This is a genomic window from Streptomyces sp. P17, from assembly GCF_032436805.1.
In the GTDB taxonomy this organism is placed as follows: domain Bacteria; phylum Actinomycetota; class Actinomycetes; order Streptomycetales; family Streptomycetaceae; genus Streptomyces.
Window position 1 is genome coordinate 25,664 of sequence record NZ_JAVRBF010000005.1, and the last position, 16,389, is coordinate 42,052.

Sequence of the window (16,389 nt, forward strand, 5' to 3'; positions counted from 1 at the left end):
GCACTGCGGGCTGCCTGTGGCCGTATTTGTCGGCCGGACTGGAACCCGGACTGTGATCTCTCCGTCTTCCCTCGTCGGACGAGCGAAATCACCCTGCCCTTTGATCAAAATCGACTAAATCGGCCAAAAATTGAGATACAGACCATCACGCACATCCCCGCGAATAGGCTCCGGAGTCACGCCCTCCGTGTGGCGTCAACCCCGGGCGGGACTCTGGGTCGTAGCGGGTGTCGTGGCCCTCGGGTTCCTCGTGGCGCTGGAGTTCGCAGCGCGTCGCTACGGCCTGCCGGGGCCGATCACCACCCAGACGCGAGAGGTGATATTCGCCCCCAAATCGGGCGGTCTGTTGTACGCCTCCATGGCGTTGATGATGGTGGTACTCACCTGGCGGCAACGATTCATCGCGGTGGGCGCCGCGATCGGTATCGACGTCGCTTTCTCGACGATCCGTTGGATGCTTGATGTCAAGGTGACGGAAGGTCACCCCTTCGGTAATGGCGCATTGTGGGTGATTCTGGGCTGTGCGGTCATCGCCGTCACGCGCCGCACCGGCAACGAACGCGTCCTCCTACTCAAGGGCGTAGGGCTGGCCCTACTGCTGATGGCCGGCCGCAAGACCGGCGACACCTGGCTGTTCATCACCTCGAAGACCCGACCGTTGGTGCTCGACCAGTACGTGGCGACCGCCGATCACGCCCTGGGTGACCCGTCCTGGCTGGTGGGCCGGATCGTCGAGGCCTCCGGCCCCATCGGCTTCAATGTCCTCGACTTCGTCTACGGCCAACTCCCAGTGGCCGCGGTCGTCGTCGCGCTGTATCAATTCCGTGGCGTCGCGGCGGAGCGCCGCTTTCCCCGCCACCACCTGGTGCGCACCTTCCTGGTGATAGGCCTGATCGGACCGGCCTTCTACATGATCTACCCGGTGGTCGGACCGGTCTTCGCCTACGGCACCGGCACCGAGCAATGGGCGTCGGTCAGCCTGTGGGCGCCCGAATCGGCGCCCAGCGTGCAGTGGGCCGCGGCCAATCTATGGCCGCAGACTCTGCCGCCGATCAGCCCCCCGCAGCACATGCCGTTCGACGGGATCACCCCCCGCAACTGCATGCCCAGCCTGCACACGGCGTGGGCGGTCGCGATCTTCATCCATTCCCGCAAGGCCCCACGACTTCTGCGCTACGCAGGAACGTTCTGGCTGATCGCCACGCTCGCCGCGACGCTGGGATTCGGCTACCACTACGGCGCGGACCTCATCGCCGGCGGGGTGTTCACGCTCACGATCGAGGCGGCCCTGCGGACATTCGACCGGGGCTGGGATCGATCGGGGATCCGGCTGGTTGCCTACGGCGCGACGGTCTTCACCGCGCTCTTGGTGTCGTACCGCTATGTGCCGCTGGAAATGGCCAAGCATCCGTGGGTGGCCGGGCCCCTGCTCCTGCTGGCGATGACCTCGGTGATCTACGGCTACGTACGGACCGCCGCACGGTGGGAAGCGACGGCCCCATCAGCGCGAGAACCGGAACGGCAACTCGAACTGGTCTGAGCCGTGTGAGTGATCACTGCGAAGGTGGGCCCCGCTAGTCGGTCTCGCGGTCCAGGACGCGGCGAGCCGCCTCGGCTTCCGCTGCCGGCGGTGACAGTTCGTCGAGGGTGTCGAGCTCGTCGTCCGCTTCCAGTTCCCGTTCCCAGGCCGCCGCGAGGCGTTCCTGCTCCTCGCGCGGCTTGGCGCCGACGGCCTCCTTGTGCTCCGGGTCCAGGGCTGCCAGGAATCGTTCGAGCGGGTTCGTGGGCATACGGTGCTCCTTGTCGCAAGAAGAGGATCCGCCCTGTTCCAGCATGGCTGAACGGTCCCTCGTCGGCCCCCCGACACCGCTGGGGAACACCCCGTCGGCCTCTTCGCGGCGGTGTCTCATCCCCGCTCGCGGAGGTACGCGTCCAGCTCCGCGGCGCCGGTCAGCATCGCCCGCCCGCGGGCCGACAGCCGGCCGTGCCAGTCGCGCAGGGCGGCCTCCAGTGGCTCGAGACCTCTGGCCGCCCGCACCTGGGCGATGAGCGGGGCGATCTGCTCCAGCAGGTAGCCGCCCCGCCGGAGTTGGTGGGCCAGCCGGGTATCCCGTACGTCGGCCTCGTCGTACACGCGGTACCCGGTCAGCGGGTCGCGGCGCGGGCTCACCAGCCCGGCCCGCTCCCATTTGCGCAGCGTCGCGGGCCGGATCCCGAGCATGCCTGCCAGCGGCCCGATGAACATGCCACCGGGTGAGGACGCCGCAGCCCACTCCGACCCAGTGAGGGGCTCCAGGTCGCGAAGGGCGCTCTCCACGGCCTGGAGGGTCCGCCGGTCGTCGAGGAGCTGGGCATGGCTCTCGTCGATGAGGCGGAACGCCTCCTCGGCCGCGCCCTCGTTCACCGCCCGCATGATCGACGTCGCCGTCCGATGACCGTGGCCGGGCACCAGGGCGAGGAACGCGCGCAGGGCCGCCGCGTGCAGCGAGGTATAGGTGCGGTAGCCGTGGGGTGTGCGAGCGGCGGCCGGAAGAATGCCCGCCTCCTCGTAGTTCCTGACCGCCTGCGTGGACAGACCGTGCCCGCGCGCCAGGTCAACCGGCCTGAGCCGTTCACCGTTTTGAAGGTTTCGCGCCATGAGCCCGCCGATACCGCGAGAAAGTTTCAACCGAAGGTTCAACGATACCGTTGAAGGCATGGCTACGGACATCAAGGGCACCACGCATGCCGTCGAGGCTGCCGCTCTCATGAAGCTGCTCCCGACCCGGCCCCGACTGCTCGCGCTGGGCGAGCCCACCCACGGCGAGGACGCTCTGCTCGACCTGCGCAACGAGCTGTTCCGTCAGCTCGCCGAGCAGGAGGGTTACCGGACGATCACGATCGAGAGCGACTGCATGAGGGGCCTGCTCGTGGACGACTACGTCACCTCGGGCACCGGCACCCTCGACGAGGTCATGGAGCACGGATTCAGTCACGGCTGGGGCGCTTCCGAGGCCAACCGTGAGCTCGTGCGCTGGATGCGCGCCTACAACGACGGCCGCCCCGCCTCCGAGCAGCTCCGCTTCGCCGGTTTCGACGGCCCCTTGGAGATCACCGGCGCCGCGAGCCCCCGGCAGTCCCTCACCGCGCTCCACGCCTACCTCTCGGCACACGTGCGCACGGACCTGCTCCCCTGCACCGCGGAAACACTCGACCGCTTGCTCGGCACCGACGACCCGTGGACCGATCCCGCCACGATGACGGACCCGACCCAGTCCGTGGGGCGCTCGGCCGAGGCCGCGGAACTGCGGCTGCTCGCCGACGATCTGGTGGCGCTGCTCGACGAGCACACACCGCACCTGATCACGGAGACTTCACGGAACGACTGGGACCGCGCGCGCCTGCACGGTCGCACCGCCACCGGCCTGCTGCGCTACCACTACTGGATGGCCGACACCTCACCGGCCCGCATGGCCCGGCTGCTGGGCGTGCGCGATTCGATGATGGCCGCCAACCTCCTCGCCCTCGCCGCCAGGGGCCCGGCATTCGTCCACGCCCACAACTCCCATCTCCAGCGGCAGAAGAGCACGATGCAGATGTGGGAGGGGCCGGTGAAGTGGTGGAGCGCCGGCGCGCTGGTCAGTGCCTACCTGGACGAGGAGTACGCCTTCGTGGCCACGGCCCTCGGCACGATCCGGCACCGGGGAGTGGACACCCCACCGCCGAACACCCTCGAAGGACTCCTGTACGCGCTCCCACAGGACCAGTACCTCGTCGACACCGCCAACCTGACCACCACCCTCGGCGACGCGCCACCGGCCACCCGCGTGTCCCCTTGGTTCGGCTACGCCCCGTTCGACCCGGCCCATCTGGCGTCCATCGACGGACTCGCGTTCATCAAGGACGTCCCGCAGAGCTGACTCAACATCGGTGCGGGGGGTGCGGCTTGCCGCGTAGCTCTCGTACTTGGCCGTTGTGCCGGTGTTGCAGAGTCCGTGGGGATGACCACCAGGCCCTGGGAGACGCGGGCCTTGTCGCCGTCCGGGTGGGCGGAGCGGAAGGCGTGGATGTGGGGCTGGATCTCGGCGAAGTGCTCGGACTCCTCCGCCTTCACCACGCTGCTGAACAGGAGATTCGTCCCCTGCCCGCCCGCCCACCCGGCCGAGCTGAGGCTGCCGCCCCCGTGCCCTCCGTACCGCTGAGTCCTCGGACCCGGCGGTGTCCGGGTACAGCGCCTCCTTCACCCGGTCGAAGTGCCTCGGCGGGCCCACGCTGACGCCCGGGTTCAGGCGGCCGCCGGACAGGATGTCGCTCGTCGCCAGGTCCTCGGCCAGGCGCAGTGGGTTCTCCCAGCCGAGCGCGTGGGTCCGCCACCGCCACCCTCTTCTCGTCGGCGCTGGTGTTCCGTTCACACCAGGGGGATCGTCACCTCGTCCTCCACCGGCGGGTCGATCTCCTGCGCCCGGTTGCCCGTCGCCGCGTAACAGCGCAGCCGGATCGACTCCGGGAAGACATCCATGCGCAGGAAGCACTTGAAGAACGGCGGGCTGTACGTCGCCGAGCTGGGGGAGAAGAACGAGGTGTAGATCTTGCGTACGGGCAGGCGGAAGCGGGCCGTGCGGTCGGGGCGGCGGCCTGCGCCGAGCAGGCCGGCTACGAGGCGGGTGCGGCGCGTGATGCGCGTCGTCGCCTGCTGGGAGCGGGTCAGCGGGATGCCCAGGCGCTCCGCGACCACCGCCGCCGCCTCCGCCTCGGTGAGCGTGAAGAAGCGGCGCAGGCGCAGGCGACGGCCGTAGAGCCTGCTGTAGAAGGCCAGGGAGTCGCCGCGCAGGGGGTAGCAGCGGAAGTCCCGCTCGGTAACGTTCGCCACGTCGACCCGGGGGATGGTGTGGGTGGCGTGCATGAAGGCGCCTCCGCCGCCCGAGACGACGTACTGGATCGTCCGCCCCTCCACCTGCACCGGGTAGCGCTGGTAGTTGTGGATGTCGCCGCCTATCGCCGCCACATAGCGATGCGCCGGGTCGCGGACTATCTCGTCCACTGTTCCGCCGCCCTCGATCTCGCAGGGGTGGTACTCGCCGTCCACGTACAGCGGCGAGCCCGTGATCAGGATCTTCGGGCGTGGGTCGCGAGAGACCTCGCGCAGCCAGGCGCCCTGTTCGGCATCCAGCGTGCCCAGCAGCCCGGTGTCGATGCCTACGATCCGTATCGGTCCGGCGTCGACGGCCCAGTACGGGCCCGGCTGGACCGCCTGTTGGGCCGGGTCCGAGCGCAACTTGCGGGCCTCGTCCAGGCGTTGGCCGTCGGTGGAGCGCGGGCGGCGCCACAGCAGCGAGCGCCACCAGGCCCGGGTCAGCGCGCGTGGCTTCGGCTCGGGTGCGAGGGGCGGGGCGTCGCCGCAGAAGACGCGCATGAAGGCGCCCAGCTCCTCGTACCAGTCGTGGTTGCCGGGTATCGCGTAGATCGGCGCCCGGTAGTCCTGGTACGGGCGGAAGAACTTCGTGCCGTAGTCGTCCGCGCTGCCCACCGGGTAGATCACGTCACTGGCCAGCACGGCGAAGCTGGTGTCCTGACCCGCCTTCAGGAACCCTGGTACTACGGCGTATTGAGGGTCGTCGCCCTCACCGGTGTCCCCTATGACCAGGAACGAGAAGCGGTCGGGATCCGTTCGCTCGATCACCTTGTCGCCCGGCGCACCGGCCGCGGCCCGCTGAGCCACCCAGCGGCTGCGGGTCCGGCCCGTCGGATCCCCGAACCAGGAGGCCAGCACGCCGTTGCGGGCCGCCCACAGCATCCTCGGGTCCAGCCAGGAGATCTTCTGGACCTCGGTGGGCATGAGCCGTTGGTACTCGCCGGGGTCCGCGGTTCCCCAGCCGGCGCCTTCGGCGGTATCGCGTGAAGAATCAGACACCGGTGAACCGTAACAATCATCTACGGACGGGCTTGCGGGGGACCGCTTTTGACGGTTCCCCGGGTCGCGGTCTCCCGATGGGCGGAGCCCTGTTCGGCGCGCCGGTTCCAGTCGCCGTCGCCGAGGATCAGCAGCGGATCGAACATCACCACCACGCCCGCCAGCAGCAGGAACACGATCGGCCCGAGCAGCATGGGCAGCAGCAGCGAGGTGGGCGAGTCACCCGACCACGCCCCGGCCGAGCTGTGCAGATGCACGTTCACGGCCGCCATGCCGGTGTAGTGCATGCCCGACACGGCCACCCCCATCACCAGGCTCGCCCCGAGGCTCATCAGGAAGCCGCGAACGGACACCGCGGCCCACAGCGCCGCGGTGGCGGCGGCGATGGCGATCAGGATCGAGAGGCCGACCGTGATCGCGTGGTACCGGATGTCCCCGTTGAGGCGCATCGCCGCCATGCCGAGGTAGTGCATGGCCGCCACGCCGAGCCCGGTGATGACGCCCGCGAGAGTCAGCGAAGCCGCCCCCGCGCCGCGATACCCCACGATGAACACCCCGACGCCGACCACCAGGATCGCCACGATCAGGCTCAGCACCGTCAGCGACGTGTCGTAGCGGATCCGGGTCTCCTCGACCTGGAAGCCGATCATCGCGATGAAGTGCATGGTCCAGATGCCGCAGCCGACCGACGTGGCACCCAGGGCCAGCCAGCCGGGCTTCCAGGACTGTTCGTTGATCAGGGACCGGACGATGCAGCGAAGTCCCAGCGCCCCTCCCAGGCAGGCCATCGAATACGCCGCCACCGGGGTCACCGCGCCGTAGCGGAACCCGTCGACCGTGCCTTCCATGAGCCAACTCCCCCAGAGCCATGGCTGGTTGTCGTGCAAGGTGTACGGGGTGAGGGCTCTGTGAAGCTAGCCTTCACAGCGGCACGTTCTGGAGCAGGGGTGGTCCGGCGGCGATGTAACGCAATTGCGTCCGGTGAACGCAGAGGCAGGGAGAAGCGGATCGACCGCTGACAAAAACAACCCCTCAGATCGGAATTCTCGTGAACACCGACCCGGTTTCCGGATACCAGACGTACGAACCGCCCACCCGGCCCGACCGCACCGCGCGCAACCGGACCGCAGCCCGCAGGACCGCCCTGACGATCAGCACGATCGGCGACATCGCAGCAGGTCTGCTGGGTTTGTGGATCTTGCTTTACCTGCTCGACGCGAATCAGGGAAATACCTTCGTCGAGTTCGTCCACGGCTCGGCCGACTGGTTGTCCGGATGGGCACAGGATATTTTCACGATGGACACAGAGGGGCTGCGGGTGGTCCTGAATTACGGCCTGCCCGCGGTGGTCTATCTGGCACTCGGGCACGGTATTGCCGCACGGATCAACCGGGCCTGACCGCGTTTTCCCGGCGGGAGGCCCGGGATGCCCTCCTGCGCCTCCCGGCCGGGGCCCTCGGGTCGGCGTTGCATGTTCATGCGCTCTCATGCATACTTCTGCTATGTCCAAAGTGCTTACCTCCCTCCCCGTCGGCTCGCGCGTCGGGATCGCCTTCTCCGGGGGCCTCGACACCTCGGTAGCGGTCGCCTGGATGCGCGACAAGGGTGCCGTGCCCTGCACGTACACCGCCGACATCGGCCAGTACGACGAGCCCGACATCGCGTCGGTGCCCGGTCGCGCGAAGACCTACGGCGCCGAGATCGCGCGCCTGGTCGACTGCCGCGCGGCGCTGGTCGAGGAGGGTCTTGCCGCACTGACCTGCGGTGCGTTCCACATCCGCTCCGGCGGACGGGCGTACTTCAACACCACCCCGCTCGGCCGTGCCGTCACCGGCACCCTGCTGGTCCGGGCGATGCTCGAGGACGATGTCCAGATCTGGGGCGACGGCTCGACGTTCAAGGGCAACGACATCGAGCGGTTCTACCGCTACGGCCTGCTCGCCAACCCGCACCTGCGGATCTACAAGCCCTGGCTCGACGCGGACTTCGTGACCGAGCTGGGCGGCCGCAAGGAAATGTCGGAGTGGCTGGTCGCCCACGACCTTCCCTACCGGGACTCGACGGAGAAGGCGTACTCCACGGACGCCAACATCTGGGGCGCCACGCACGAGGCCAAGACCCTGGAGCACCTGGACACCAGCCTGGAGACCGTGCAGCCGATCATGGGCGTGCGGTTCTGGGACCCCGAGGTGGAGATCGCCACCGAGGACGTGACGATCGGCTTCGAGCAGGGCCGCCCGGTCACGATCAACGGCAAGGAGTTCGCCTCCGCCGTCGATCTGGTCATGGAGGCCAACGCCATCGGCGGCCGGCACGGCCTCGGCATGTCGGACCAGATCGAGAACCGGATCATCGAGGCCAAGAGCCGGGGCATCTACGAGGCGCCGGGCATGGCCCTGCTGCACGCCGCGTACGAGCGTCTCGTGAACGCGATCCACAACGAGGACACCCTCGCCCAGTACCACAACGAGGGCCGGCGCCTCGGCCGGCTGATGTACGAGGGCCGCTGGCTGGACCCGCAGGCGCTGATGATCCGCGAGTCGCTGCAGCGCTGGGTCGGCCAGGCCGTCACCGGCGAGGTGACGCTGCGGCTGCGGCGCGGCGAGGACTACTCGATCCTCGACACCACCGGTCCGACCTTCAGCTACCACCCGGACAAGCTGTCCATGGAGCGCACCGAGGACGCGGCGTTCGGCCCGGTGGACCGGATCGGCCAGCTCACCATGCGCAACCTCGACATCGCCGACTCCCGCACCAAGCTGGAGCTGTACGCCGGTCTCGGCATGGTCGGCGCCCCGCAGGCCGCGTCGGTCGAGGGCGCCGGGGCGACCAGCCTGATCGGCGCGCTGACCGAGGGCGGCGCCGAGGCCATCGCCTCCGGCGGCAAGGGCCCCGACAGCGACGAACTCCTCGACAACGCGGCCATGGAGTTCGGCACGGACTGACGGTGCACAAACGCGGCGGGTGGACCCCTGAGGGAGCCCCCCGCCGCGCCGTGTGCGTCGACGACGCCGTCAGCCGCGCAGCGCGGAGCGCAGTGTGCCGACCGCGAGGGTGATCGCGGCCTCGGCGGCATGCGTCTCGCGCAGGGCGTTCAGCATCACGAAGTCGTGGATGACGCCCTGGAAACGCACGGCGGTGACGGCGACCCCGGCTGCACGGAGCTTGTTGGCGTACGCCTCGCCCTCGTCGCGCAGGACATCGGCCTCACCGGTGATGACCAGCGCCGGAGGGAGCGGACCGACAGCTCGTGGAACACGTCGTTGGGCACCAAGGAGTCCGTCGACGCATGGCGAAACGCCTCCGGCCGCTCACGAGGCGGCACGGTCGAAAGGGCGAGGGGAGCACGAAGCCCCCCAAATGAGCTGTCTCGGCTACGGCGAGATGCGCTGGATCACCGTCGGCCCCGTCGGCCAGCCCGGCACCTCGATCGTGCTGACGCCGCCCGCCGCCCGCCGCCGCCCGCCGCCGACCCCGCCGTCACCGACGAGGAGCGCCGCACCATCCTCGGCATGATGGACAAGGGCGCCTACGGCTTCGTCCTGTTGGCCCCCCCGATGTGGACGGCACCTTCGACCGGCTCCAGGCCACCGACGCCGAGGTCGTCCAGGAGCCGGTCGACCAGCCCTACGGCGTCCGCGACTGCGCCTTCCGCGACCCGGCCGGGAACATGATCCGGATCCAGCAGAAGCGCTGATCCCTCCCGGTATCCGAGGTGATCAAGTAGAACCTCACGTACTGTTCGAAGCCGGTCAGATCCAGCCAGGCGACAGCCGATGAGACGGGAGCAACGATGAGCAGGGCCACCACGGCGAACACGCAGTCGCCTGCGCCGCACATCGCCGACAGCCACGACATGATCCGCGTGCACGGCGCCCGAGAGAACAACCTCAAGGACGTCAGCATCGAGATCCCCAAGCGCCGGCTGACGGTGTTCACCGGGGTGTCCGGCTCGGGCAAGAGCTCCCTGGTGTTCGACACGATCGCCACCGAGTCGCAGCGGCTGATCAACGAGACCTACCCCGCTTTCGTGCAGGGCTTCATGGCGAACCTGGCACGCCCCGAGGTCGATGTGCTCGACGGCCTGACCACCGTGATCAGCGTCGACCAGCAGCGGATGGGAGCCGACCCGCGCTCCACGGTCGGCACCGCCACCGACGCCAACGCCATGCTGCGCATCCTCTTCAGCCGCCTCGGCAAGCCGCACATCGGCCCGCCGAGCGCGTACTCCTTCAACACGGCCTCGGTGAAGGCGAGCGGGGCGATCACCGTCCAGCGCGGTGACAAGACCAAGGCAGAGAAGGCGACCTTCGAACGCACCGGCGGCATGTGCACCCGCTGCGAGGGCCGGGGCAAGGTCTCCGACATCGACCTCACCCAGCTCTACGACGACTCCAAGTCGATCGCCGAGGGCGCCTTCACCATCCCCGGCTGGAAGTCGGACAGCCAGTGGACCGTCGGGCTCTACGCCCAGTCCGGCTTCCTCGACCCGAACAAGCCGATCCGCCGGTTCACCAAGAAGGAGATGCACGACTTCCTCTACGGCGAGCCGACCAAGGTGAAGGTCAACGGCATCAACCTCACCTACGAAGGCCTCATCCCGAAGATCCAGAAGTCCTTCCTGTCCAAGGACAAGGAGGCGATGCAGCCGCACATCCGCGCCTTCGTGGAGCGGGCCGTCACCTTCACCGTCTGCCCCGAGTGCGACGGCACCCGGCTCAGCGAGGGCGCCAGGTCCTCGAAGATCAAGAAGATCAGCATCGCCGACGCCTGCGCGATGGAGATCCGCGACCTCGCCGAATGGGTCCGCACCCTCAAGGAGCCGTCGGTCGCGCCGCTGCTCACCGCTCTCCAGCAGACCCTCGACTCGTTCGTGGAGATCGGCCTCGGCTATCTCGCCCTCGACCGGCCTTCGGGCACGCTGTCCGGCGGTGAGGCCCAGCGCGTCAAGATGATCCGCCACCTCGGCTCCTCGCTCACCGATGTCACCTACGTCTTCGACGAGCCCACCATCGGTCTGCACCCCCATGACATCCAGCGGATGAACAACCTGCTGATCCGGCTGCGGGACAAGGGCAACACGGTGCTCGTCGTGGAGCACAAGCCGGAGGCGATCGCGATCGCCGACCACGTCGTCGACCTCGGCCCCGGCGCCGGCACGGCGGGCGGCACCGTCTGCTTCGAGGGCACCCTCGACGCGCTGCGCGCCTCCGGCACCGTCACCGGCCGCCACCTCGACGACCGGGCCGTCCTGAAGGACACGGTCCGCAAGGCCACCGGCGCCCTGGAGATCCGCGGCGCGACCGCGAACAACCTGCAGAACGTCGACGTCGACATCCCGCTCGGCGTGCTGACCGTCGTCACCGGCGTCGCCGGCTCCGGCAAGAGCTCGCTGCTGCACGGCTCCATCCCCGCGGCCGAGGGCGTGGTGTCGGTCGACCAGAGCCCGATCCGCGGCTCCCGGCGCAGCAACCCGGCGACGTACACCGGACTGCTTGAGCCCATCCGCAAGGCCTTCGCCAAGGCCAACGGCGTGAAGCCGGCGCTGTTCAGCGCCAACTCCGAGGGCGCCTGCCCCACCTGCAACGGCGCCGGCGTCATCTACACCGACCTGGCGATCATGCAGAGCGTGGCGACCCCCTGTGAGGACTGCGAGGGCAAGCGGTTCCAGGCCGCGGTGCTGGAGTACCACCTCGGCGGCCGCGACATCAGCGAAGTGCTCGGGATGTCGGTGTCCGAGGCGGAGGAGTTCTTCGGCTCCGGCGACGCCCGCACCCCGGCCGCGCACGCCATCCTCGCCCGCCTCGCCGACGTCGGCCTCGGCTACCTCACCCTCGGCCAGCCGCTCACCACGCTGTCCGGCGGCGAGCGGCAGCGGCTCAAGCTGGCCACGCACATGGCCGACAAGGGCGGCGTCTACATCCTCGACGAGCCGACCACCGGCCTCCACCTCGCCGACGTCGAGCAACTCCTCGGCCTGCTCGACCGGCTGGTGGACTCCGGCAAGTCGGTCATCGTCATCGAGCACCACCAAGCCGTGATGGCCCACGCCGACTGGATCATCGACCTGGGCCCCGGCGCCGGTCACGACGGCGGCAGGATCGTCTTCGAGGGCACGCCCGCCGACCTGGTCGGGGCACGCTCCACGCTCACCGGCGAGCACCTGGCGGAGTACGTCGGCGCCTGAGGGCTCAGTGGACGGAGAAACCTCCGTCGACGAACAGGGCCTGGCCGGTGACGTAGGCGGAGGCGCGGCTCGCGAGGAAGACCGCCGCCCCCGCGAAGTCCTCGGCCAGGCCGTTGCGTCCGACCATCGTGCGGGCGGCGAGCGCCGCCACCTTGTCGGGGTCGGACGACAGCCGTCGGTTGAGCGGCGTCATCACGAACCCCGGCACCAGCGTGTTGCAGGTGACGCCGTACGGCGACCAGGCCTCCGCCTGTGACCGGGCCAGCGACTCCAGCGCCCCCTTGGAGACGCCGTAGGCGCCGCTCTGCACGAACGCCCGGTGCGCCTGCTGGGACGTGATGTGGATGATCCGCCCGAAGCCGCGCTCGGCCATCCCGGGCCCGAACCGGCGGCCCAGCAGATAGGGCGCCTCCAGGTTCACGGCCATCGTGGTGTCCCAGACGTCCTCGTCCACCTCGGCCATCGGGGGCCGCAGGTTGATCCCGGCGGAGTTGACGAGGATGCCGGGCTCCCCGAACACGGCGGCCGCCGCCTCCGCCCCCGCGCGCACCCCGTCGCGCGTGCCCAGATCGGCGCTCACCCAGGCGGCCCGGCAGCCGTCGGCCGTCAACTCCTCTACGGTCTCGGCCAGTTCCCCCTCCTTACGGGCGACGACCACGACGCTCGCGCCCGCCCGGGCCAGAGCCCCGGCGATGGCCCGCCCGATGCCGGAGCTGCCGCCGGTCACCAGGGCGACACGGCCGTCGAGGGAGAACAGGCCGGAGAGGTAGGCAGCCGATGTCATGGCCGAATCTTGGAGGGGCGTGGCCGCCGGACCCCGAACAGGGGGCGGAACGTGCGCTTGAGCAGTTCCAGCAGCTCCGCCCAGTGCCGTTCGTCCGCCTCCTGGTGGTAGGCCGCGGTGTCGGCCTGCGTGAAGCCGTGGGGCGCTCCCGGGTAGACCTCGCAGCGGTGGCGGACGCCCGCCGCCGTCAGGGCGTGCTCCAGCCGCTCGATCTGCTCCACGGGCAGCGCGGGGTCCTGGTCGGCGTGGCCGAAGTACAGCTCGGCGGTGATGTGTTCGGCGACCAGGTGCGGGCTGTCCGGGTCCTCGGTGGCCAGGCGCCCGCCGTGGAACCCGGCCGCCGCCGCGACCCGTTCCGGATAGGTGCCCGCGGTCAGCAGGGCCAGCCGGGCGCCCATGCAGTAGCCGGTCAGCGCGACCGGGCCCTCGGCGGCCAGCGGGCTGCCGGCCAGCCAGCGCAGATAGGCACCGGCGTCCCGCATCGCGAGCTCGGGCGTGAGGGACTGCATGATCGGGCCGAGCTGCTGGAAGATCTCCGGGTGTGCCGACGGATCGATGAACTCGGGCAACTCGACCACCGGGGTGCGCCCGTGACGGTAGAACACGTTCGGCACCAGGACCGTGTGTCCGGCCTCGGCGATCCGGTCGGCCATGGCCCGCAGGTGCGGCCGTAGTCCGAAGGCGTCCATGTAGAGCAGGACCGCGGGATGGCGTGCTCCGTCACCGGGGTGGGCCAGATAGGCGTCGGCGGTGCCGTCCTCGGTGACGATGTCGACGGCGGTTCCCTGTACGACGGTCATGTAGGGGTCGTGCCTCTCTGCTGGGGGAGTCGGCGACGGCCTGACCCTGGGAAGGCCAGGTCATGGCCATCCTGGCACGCGCCGCCGCAAGCCCCCGGACCGGCCCCGCCTCACTCGAAGCGCGAGGTGTCCCCGGCGCCATGCCGCACGATCTCGGCCTCGCCGCCGGAGAAGTCGATGACCGTCGTCGGCTCGGTACCGCACTCCCCGGAGTCGACCACCGCGTCCAGCACATGGTCCAAGCGGTCCTTGATCTCCCAGCCCTGCGTCATCGGTTCGTCCTCGTCGGGCAGCAGCAGGGTGCTGGACAGCAGCGGCTCGCCGAGCTCGGCGAGGAGCGCCTGGGTCACGACATGGTCGGGGATGCGGACACCTACGGTCTTCTTCTTCGGATGCTGGAGCATGCGCGGCACCTCCCGCGTCGCGGGCAGGATGAAGGTGTAACTGCCCGGCGTGGAGGCCTTGATCGCGCGGAACACGTTGTTGTCGATCTGGACGAACTGGCCGAGCTGCGCGAAGTCCTGGCACACCAGGGTGAAGTGGTGCCGGTCGTCAAGACGGCGGATGGTCCGGATCCGCTCCACCCCGTCACGGCTGCCCAGCCGGCAGCCCAGGGCATAGCAGGAGTCCGTCGGATACGCGATGAGCGCATCGGCACGGACGCTGTCGGCGACCTGGGAGACGACACGCGGCTGGGGATTGTCGGGGTGAACATCGAAGTACTTCGCCATCCGCCGAGCGTATGCCCTGCGGGCGCTCAGGACGCGCAGGTCCCTCCAGGGACCCGACTTGAGTCTCCCGCTCCGACGGATCCTCGACCGGGAACTCCCCCTGGACGAGATCGCCGCCCGTCACGCCGCCGCCCTGGGCGCGCATATCGGTGTGCTGCGCCTGAGACGGCCGTCCTCACAGCCATGGCCGCACGCACCCCCGAGGAGCTACAACTTTTCCGGTCTTCTTCCGGCCGCACCGCCCGCGTTTCCCGGCGATGGTCATCCGCATGTCCGGGTCCGAGGCGCCTGAACCGCTCCGCCCTGGGCACCCGTCCTCGCTGTGAGCGTCGGCGGCCGGTTCGGCGGGTGTGAGGTAGCGTCCCGAACCGGTATGTCGAGAGCGGGACGAAGGGTGAGGAAGGCCGATCGTGGCTGGCCGAGAGGACGGGATCCGTCGTGCGGAGGTGAAGGGCGCGGCCTGGGAGCGGGAGCTGCTCGATCTGCTGCGGCCCGGCGGGCAGAGCGTCCGGCAGGTCGTCTCCTGGCTCGCTGCCGCCGTGGACGGTACGGCCTGTCTGCACGACGACTCCGGCACCGTACTCGCGGGGACCTCGCTGGACAGCGGGCCGTTCGAGGATCTGCTCGGGGACATCGTGGCCGGACGGATCGCCTCCGCCGCGTGGGAGGGGCCCGGGCGTCATCTGCGGCTGGTCCGGGTGGCGGCGCCTGCGGGCGTGCTGACCGTGTCCCGTACGGTCCCCTTCGACCGGCGGGCCTCCGAGATCGTCACCCACACCGTCCAGGCTCTCGAACTGCTGCTCAGGGCCCATGAGTCGACCGTCGCCGGGCACCGCCTCGAACGCGCCACCTCCGATCTGCGCCTGGCGATCCTGCAGCTGCTGATGGTCGAGGACACCGTCGCCGCCCGCCGGGTCGCCGCGGGCCTGTGGCCGGGGCTGCTCGACACGGACACCGCCAGCGTCTACGTCGTCGAGAGCCGTCCCGAGGAACGCGACCGGCTCGCCGAGGAGTGCCTGGACGCGACCGGCGAGCAGGCGCTGGTCGTGCGCTGTCCCGCCATGGACGAGCACGTGATCGTCGTAACCCCGCGCGAGGCCGCGGCCAGTGCCCTGCGCTCGCTGATCGGCCCTCGCCCCCGCGTCTTCCTCGGCGGCAGCGCCCGGCACAGCCTCGCCCGGACCGCGACCGCCTACGGGCAGGCCGTGAGCGCGTTGGCCGTGGCGCACTTCCGCCCCGACAAGGCGGCCGTGTACGCCGAACGCACCCACCCCGAGCGCCTGATGGGCCCCGCCGCGCTGCACGGCTGGACGGCCCGGCTGCTGGGTCCGCTCGGCCGTCTGCCCCACCACACGCATGCCGAGCTGCTCGCCACCACCCGTCTCGGCCTGGAGTTCACCGCCGTCAGCGCGGCGAAGGTCCTCGGCGTCAGCCGCAACACCGTCCGCGCCCGGATGGAACGCGTGGAGGCCTTGCTGGGGACTGACTTCTCGGACCTCACCGCCCGCGCGGTCGTCCATCTCGCGCTCAACACCCAGGAGAGCCTGGAGCACAGCCAGGACAGCCCGGCCCCCGCACCCGCCGACCTCGGCGCCCTTCTCACCGGCCCCGCCATGCGGGCCTGGGCGCACGACCTGTTGGCCCGTCTGGACACCGACGCCCGGGACCTGCGGCGCACCCTGCGCACCTGGATCGCGGCAGGCGGCAACGCCGAGCGGGCCGCGACGACCCTGGGTGTGCACGCGCAGACGGTGCGCGACCATGTCCGCGCCGCGGAACCGGTGCTCGAACGGCAGCTCCTCGTCGGCGGTGGCGACCTGTACGAGGTCGTGCTCGCTCATCTGGCGGCGGGCGACCTCGATCAGCCCATCCTCCACGGCGTGAAGCGGGGCGAACCGGACTCACTTGTGCACAGGTGAGCCCCGCGCCCCCCGCAGCGGGCATCAACGCGGTTCACAAGCACCGTGCCCTGGACGTAAGTTCGACGAGCCGCGGGG

General features: G+C 69.9%; 13 protein-coding genes and 3 pseudogenes. 7 read left to right on the forward strand and 9 right to left on the reverse strand.

Features of this window, described 5'->3' with window-relative positions:
• Positions 1–187: 187 nt before the first annotated feature.
• Positions 188–1,540, forward strand: a complete 1,353-nt coding sequence (locus RMT89_RS04305; protein ID WP_315882564.1) for a phosphatase PAP2 family protein — start codon at positions 188–190, stop codon at positions 1,538–1,540.
• A gap of 34 nt (positions 1,541–1,574) precedes the next feature.
• On the opposite strand, the gene RMT89_RS04310 is transcribed toward RMT89_RS04305, so the two are convergent.
• Complete coding sequence (locus RMT89_RS04310) at positions 1,575–1,790, reverse strand: hypothetical protein (RefSeq protein ID WP_315882565.1); 216 nt, start codon at positions 1,788–1,790, stop codon at positions 1,575–1,577.
• 116 nt (positions 1,791–1,906) lie between these two features.
• Positions 1,907–2,638, reverse strand: coding sequence for a TioE family transcriptional regulator (locus tag RMT89_RS04315; protein ID WP_315882566.1), 732 nt, complete (start codon positions 2,636–2,638; stop codon positions 1,907–1,909).
• A gap of 58 nt (positions 2,639–2,696) precedes the next feature.
• Here RMT89_RS04315 and RMT89_RS04320 point away from each other — a divergent pair, with 58 nt between their 5' ends.
• Positions 2,697–3,899: an erythromycin esterase family protein gene (locus RMT89_RS04320; RefSeq protein ID WP_315882567.1), complete on the forward strand. Its 1,203-nt coding sequence runs from the start codon at positions 2,697–2,699 to the stop codon at positions 3,897–3,899.
• A 9-nt stretch (positions 3,900–3,908) separates the two neighbouring features.
• Here RMT89_RS04320 and RMT89_RS04325 read toward each other — a convergent pair.
• The 3 genes and pseudogenes from RMT89_RS04325 to RMT89_RS04335 all read right to left on the reverse strand — a co-directional run.
• Positions 3,909–4,337: pseudogene (locus RMT89_RS04325) on the reverse strand (LLM class flavin-dependent oxidoreductase); the annotation flags it as partial.
• A gap of 50 nt (positions 4,338–4,387) precedes the next feature.
• Complete coding sequence (locus RMT89_RS04330) at positions 4,388–5,890, reverse strand: metallophosphoesterase (protein ID WP_315882568.1); 1,503 nt, start codon at positions 5,888–5,890, stop codon at positions 4,388–4,390.
• Positions 5,891–5,910: 20 nt separating this feature from the next.
• Positions 5,911–6,738 (reverse strand): MHYT domain-containing protein, encoded by an 828-nt coding sequence (locus RMT89_RS04335; protein WP_315882569.1) that lies wholly within the window; start codon positions 6,736–6,738, stop codon positions 5,911–5,913.
• A gap of 200 nt (positions 6,739–6,938) precedes the next feature.
• Between RMT89_RS04335 and RMT89_RS04340 the strand changes: the two genes are divergently transcribed.
• Together RMT89_RS04340 and argG are read left to right on the forward strand one after the other, a co-directional pair.
• Positions 6,939–7,289: a hypothetical protein gene (locus RMT89_RS04340; RefSeq protein ID WP_399497568.1), complete on the forward strand. Its 351-nt coding sequence runs from the start codon at positions 6,939–6,941 to the stop codon at positions 7,287–7,289.
• A 103-nt stretch (positions 7,290–7,392) separates the two neighbouring features.
• The gene (gene argG / locus RMT89_RS04345) at positions 7,393–8,835 is read left to right on the forward strand and encodes an argininosuccinate synthase (RefSeq protein ID WP_315882570.1); all 1,443 of its coding nucleotides are present in this window, start codon (positions 7,393–7,395) and stop codon (positions 8,833–8,835) included.
• Between the two features lie 69 nt (positions 8,836–8,904).
• Here the strand turns inward: argG and RMT89_RS04350 are convergent.
• Positions 8,905–9,126, reverse strand: a pseudogene (locus RMT89_RS04350) (alpha/beta hydrolase fold domain-containing protein); the annotation flags it as partial.
• Positions 9,127–9,253: 127 nt separating this feature from the next.
• Here RMT89_RS04350 and RMT89_RS04355 point away from each other — a divergent pair.
• Positions 9,254–9,587, forward strand: a pseudogene (locus RMT89_RS04355) (VOC family protein); the annotation flags it as partial.
• Positions 9,588–9,683: 96 nt separating this feature from the next.
• On the forward strand, positions 9,684–12,077 hold the full coding sequence (locus RMT89_RS04360; protein WP_315882571.1) for an excinuclease ABC subunit UvrA: 2,394 nt from the start codon (positions 9,684–9,686) through the stop codon (positions 12,075–12,077).
• Between the two features lie 4 nt (positions 12,078–12,081).
• On the opposite strand, the gene RMT89_RS04365 is transcribed toward RMT89_RS04360, so the two are convergent.
• From RMT89_RS04365 to RMT89_RS04375, 3 genes are all read right to left on the reverse strand, one after another.
• Positions 12,082–12,861 carry an SDR family oxidoreductase gene (locus RMT89_RS04365; protein ID WP_315882572.1) on the reverse strand — a complete coding sequence of 260 codons (780 nt, stop codon included), beginning with the start codon at positions 12,859–12,861 and terminating at the stop codon, positions 12,082–12,084.
• The gene (locus RMT89_RS04370; protein WP_315882573.1) at positions 12,858–13,661 is read right to left on the reverse strand and encodes a dienelactone hydrolase family protein; all 804 of its coding nucleotides are present in this window, start codon (positions 13,659–13,661) and stop codon (positions 12,858–12,860) included. Before RMT89_RS04370 ends, RMT89_RS04365 begins: the two co-directional genes overlap by 4 nt.
• Before the next feature lie 110 nt (positions 13,662–13,771).
• Positions 13,772–14,392 carry an L-threonylcarbamoyladenylate synthase gene (locus tag RMT89_RS04375; protein WP_315882574.1) on the reverse strand — a complete coding sequence of 207 codons (621 nt, stop codon included), beginning with the start codon at positions 14,390–14,392 and terminating at the stop codon, positions 13,772–13,774.
• Positions 14,393–14,802: 410 nt separating this feature from the next.
• On the opposite strand from RMT89_RS04375, the gene RMT89_RS04380 reads away from it, so the two are divergent.
• Positions 14,803–16,311: a helix-turn-helix domain-containing protein gene (locus tag RMT89_RS04380; RefSeq protein ID WP_315882575.1), complete on the forward strand. Its 1,509-nt coding sequence runs from the start codon at positions 14,803–14,805 to the stop codon at positions 16,309–16,311.
• Positions 16,312–16,389 lie beyond the last annotated feature (78 nt).

Bases quoted from the DNA above. Each gene is read 5' to 3' on its own strand.
- RMT89_RS04310 (WP_315882565.1), bottom strand. From the start codon at position 1,790: ATGCCCACGAACCCGCTCGAACGATTCCTGGCAGCCCTGGACCCGGAG.
- RMT89_RS04315 (WP_315882566.1), bottom strand. From the start codon at position 2,638: ATGGCGCGAAACCTTCAAAACGGTGAACGGCTCAGGCCGGTTGACCTG.
- RMT89_RS04320 (WP_315882567.1), top strand. From the start codon at position 2,697: ATGGCTACGGACATCAAGGGCACCACGCATGCCGTCGAGGCTGCCGCT.
- RMT89_RS04335 (WP_315882569.1), bottom strand. From the start codon at position 6,738: ATGGAAGGCACGGTCGACGGGTTCCGCTACGGCGCGGTGACCCCGGTG.
- argG (WP_315882570.1), top strand. From the start codon at position 7,393: ATGTCCAAAGTGCTTACCTCCCTCCCCGTCGGCTCGCGCGTCGGGATC.
- RMT89_RS04360 (WP_315882571.1), top strand. From the start codon at position 9,684: ATGAGCAGGGCCACCACGGCGAACACGCAGTCGCCTGCGCCGCACATC.
- RMT89_RS04365 (WP_315882572.1), bottom strand. From the start codon at position 12,861: ATGACATCGGCTGCCTACCTCTCCGGCCTGTTCTCCCTCGACGGCCGT.
- RMT89_RS04370 (WP_315882573.1), bottom strand. From the start codon at position 13,661: ATGACCGTCGTACAGGGAACCGCCGTCGACATCGTCACCGAGGACGGC.
- RMT89_RS04375 (WP_315882574.1), bottom strand. From the start codon at position 14,392: ATGGCGAAGTACTTCGATGTTCACCCCGACAATCCCCAGCCGCGTGTC.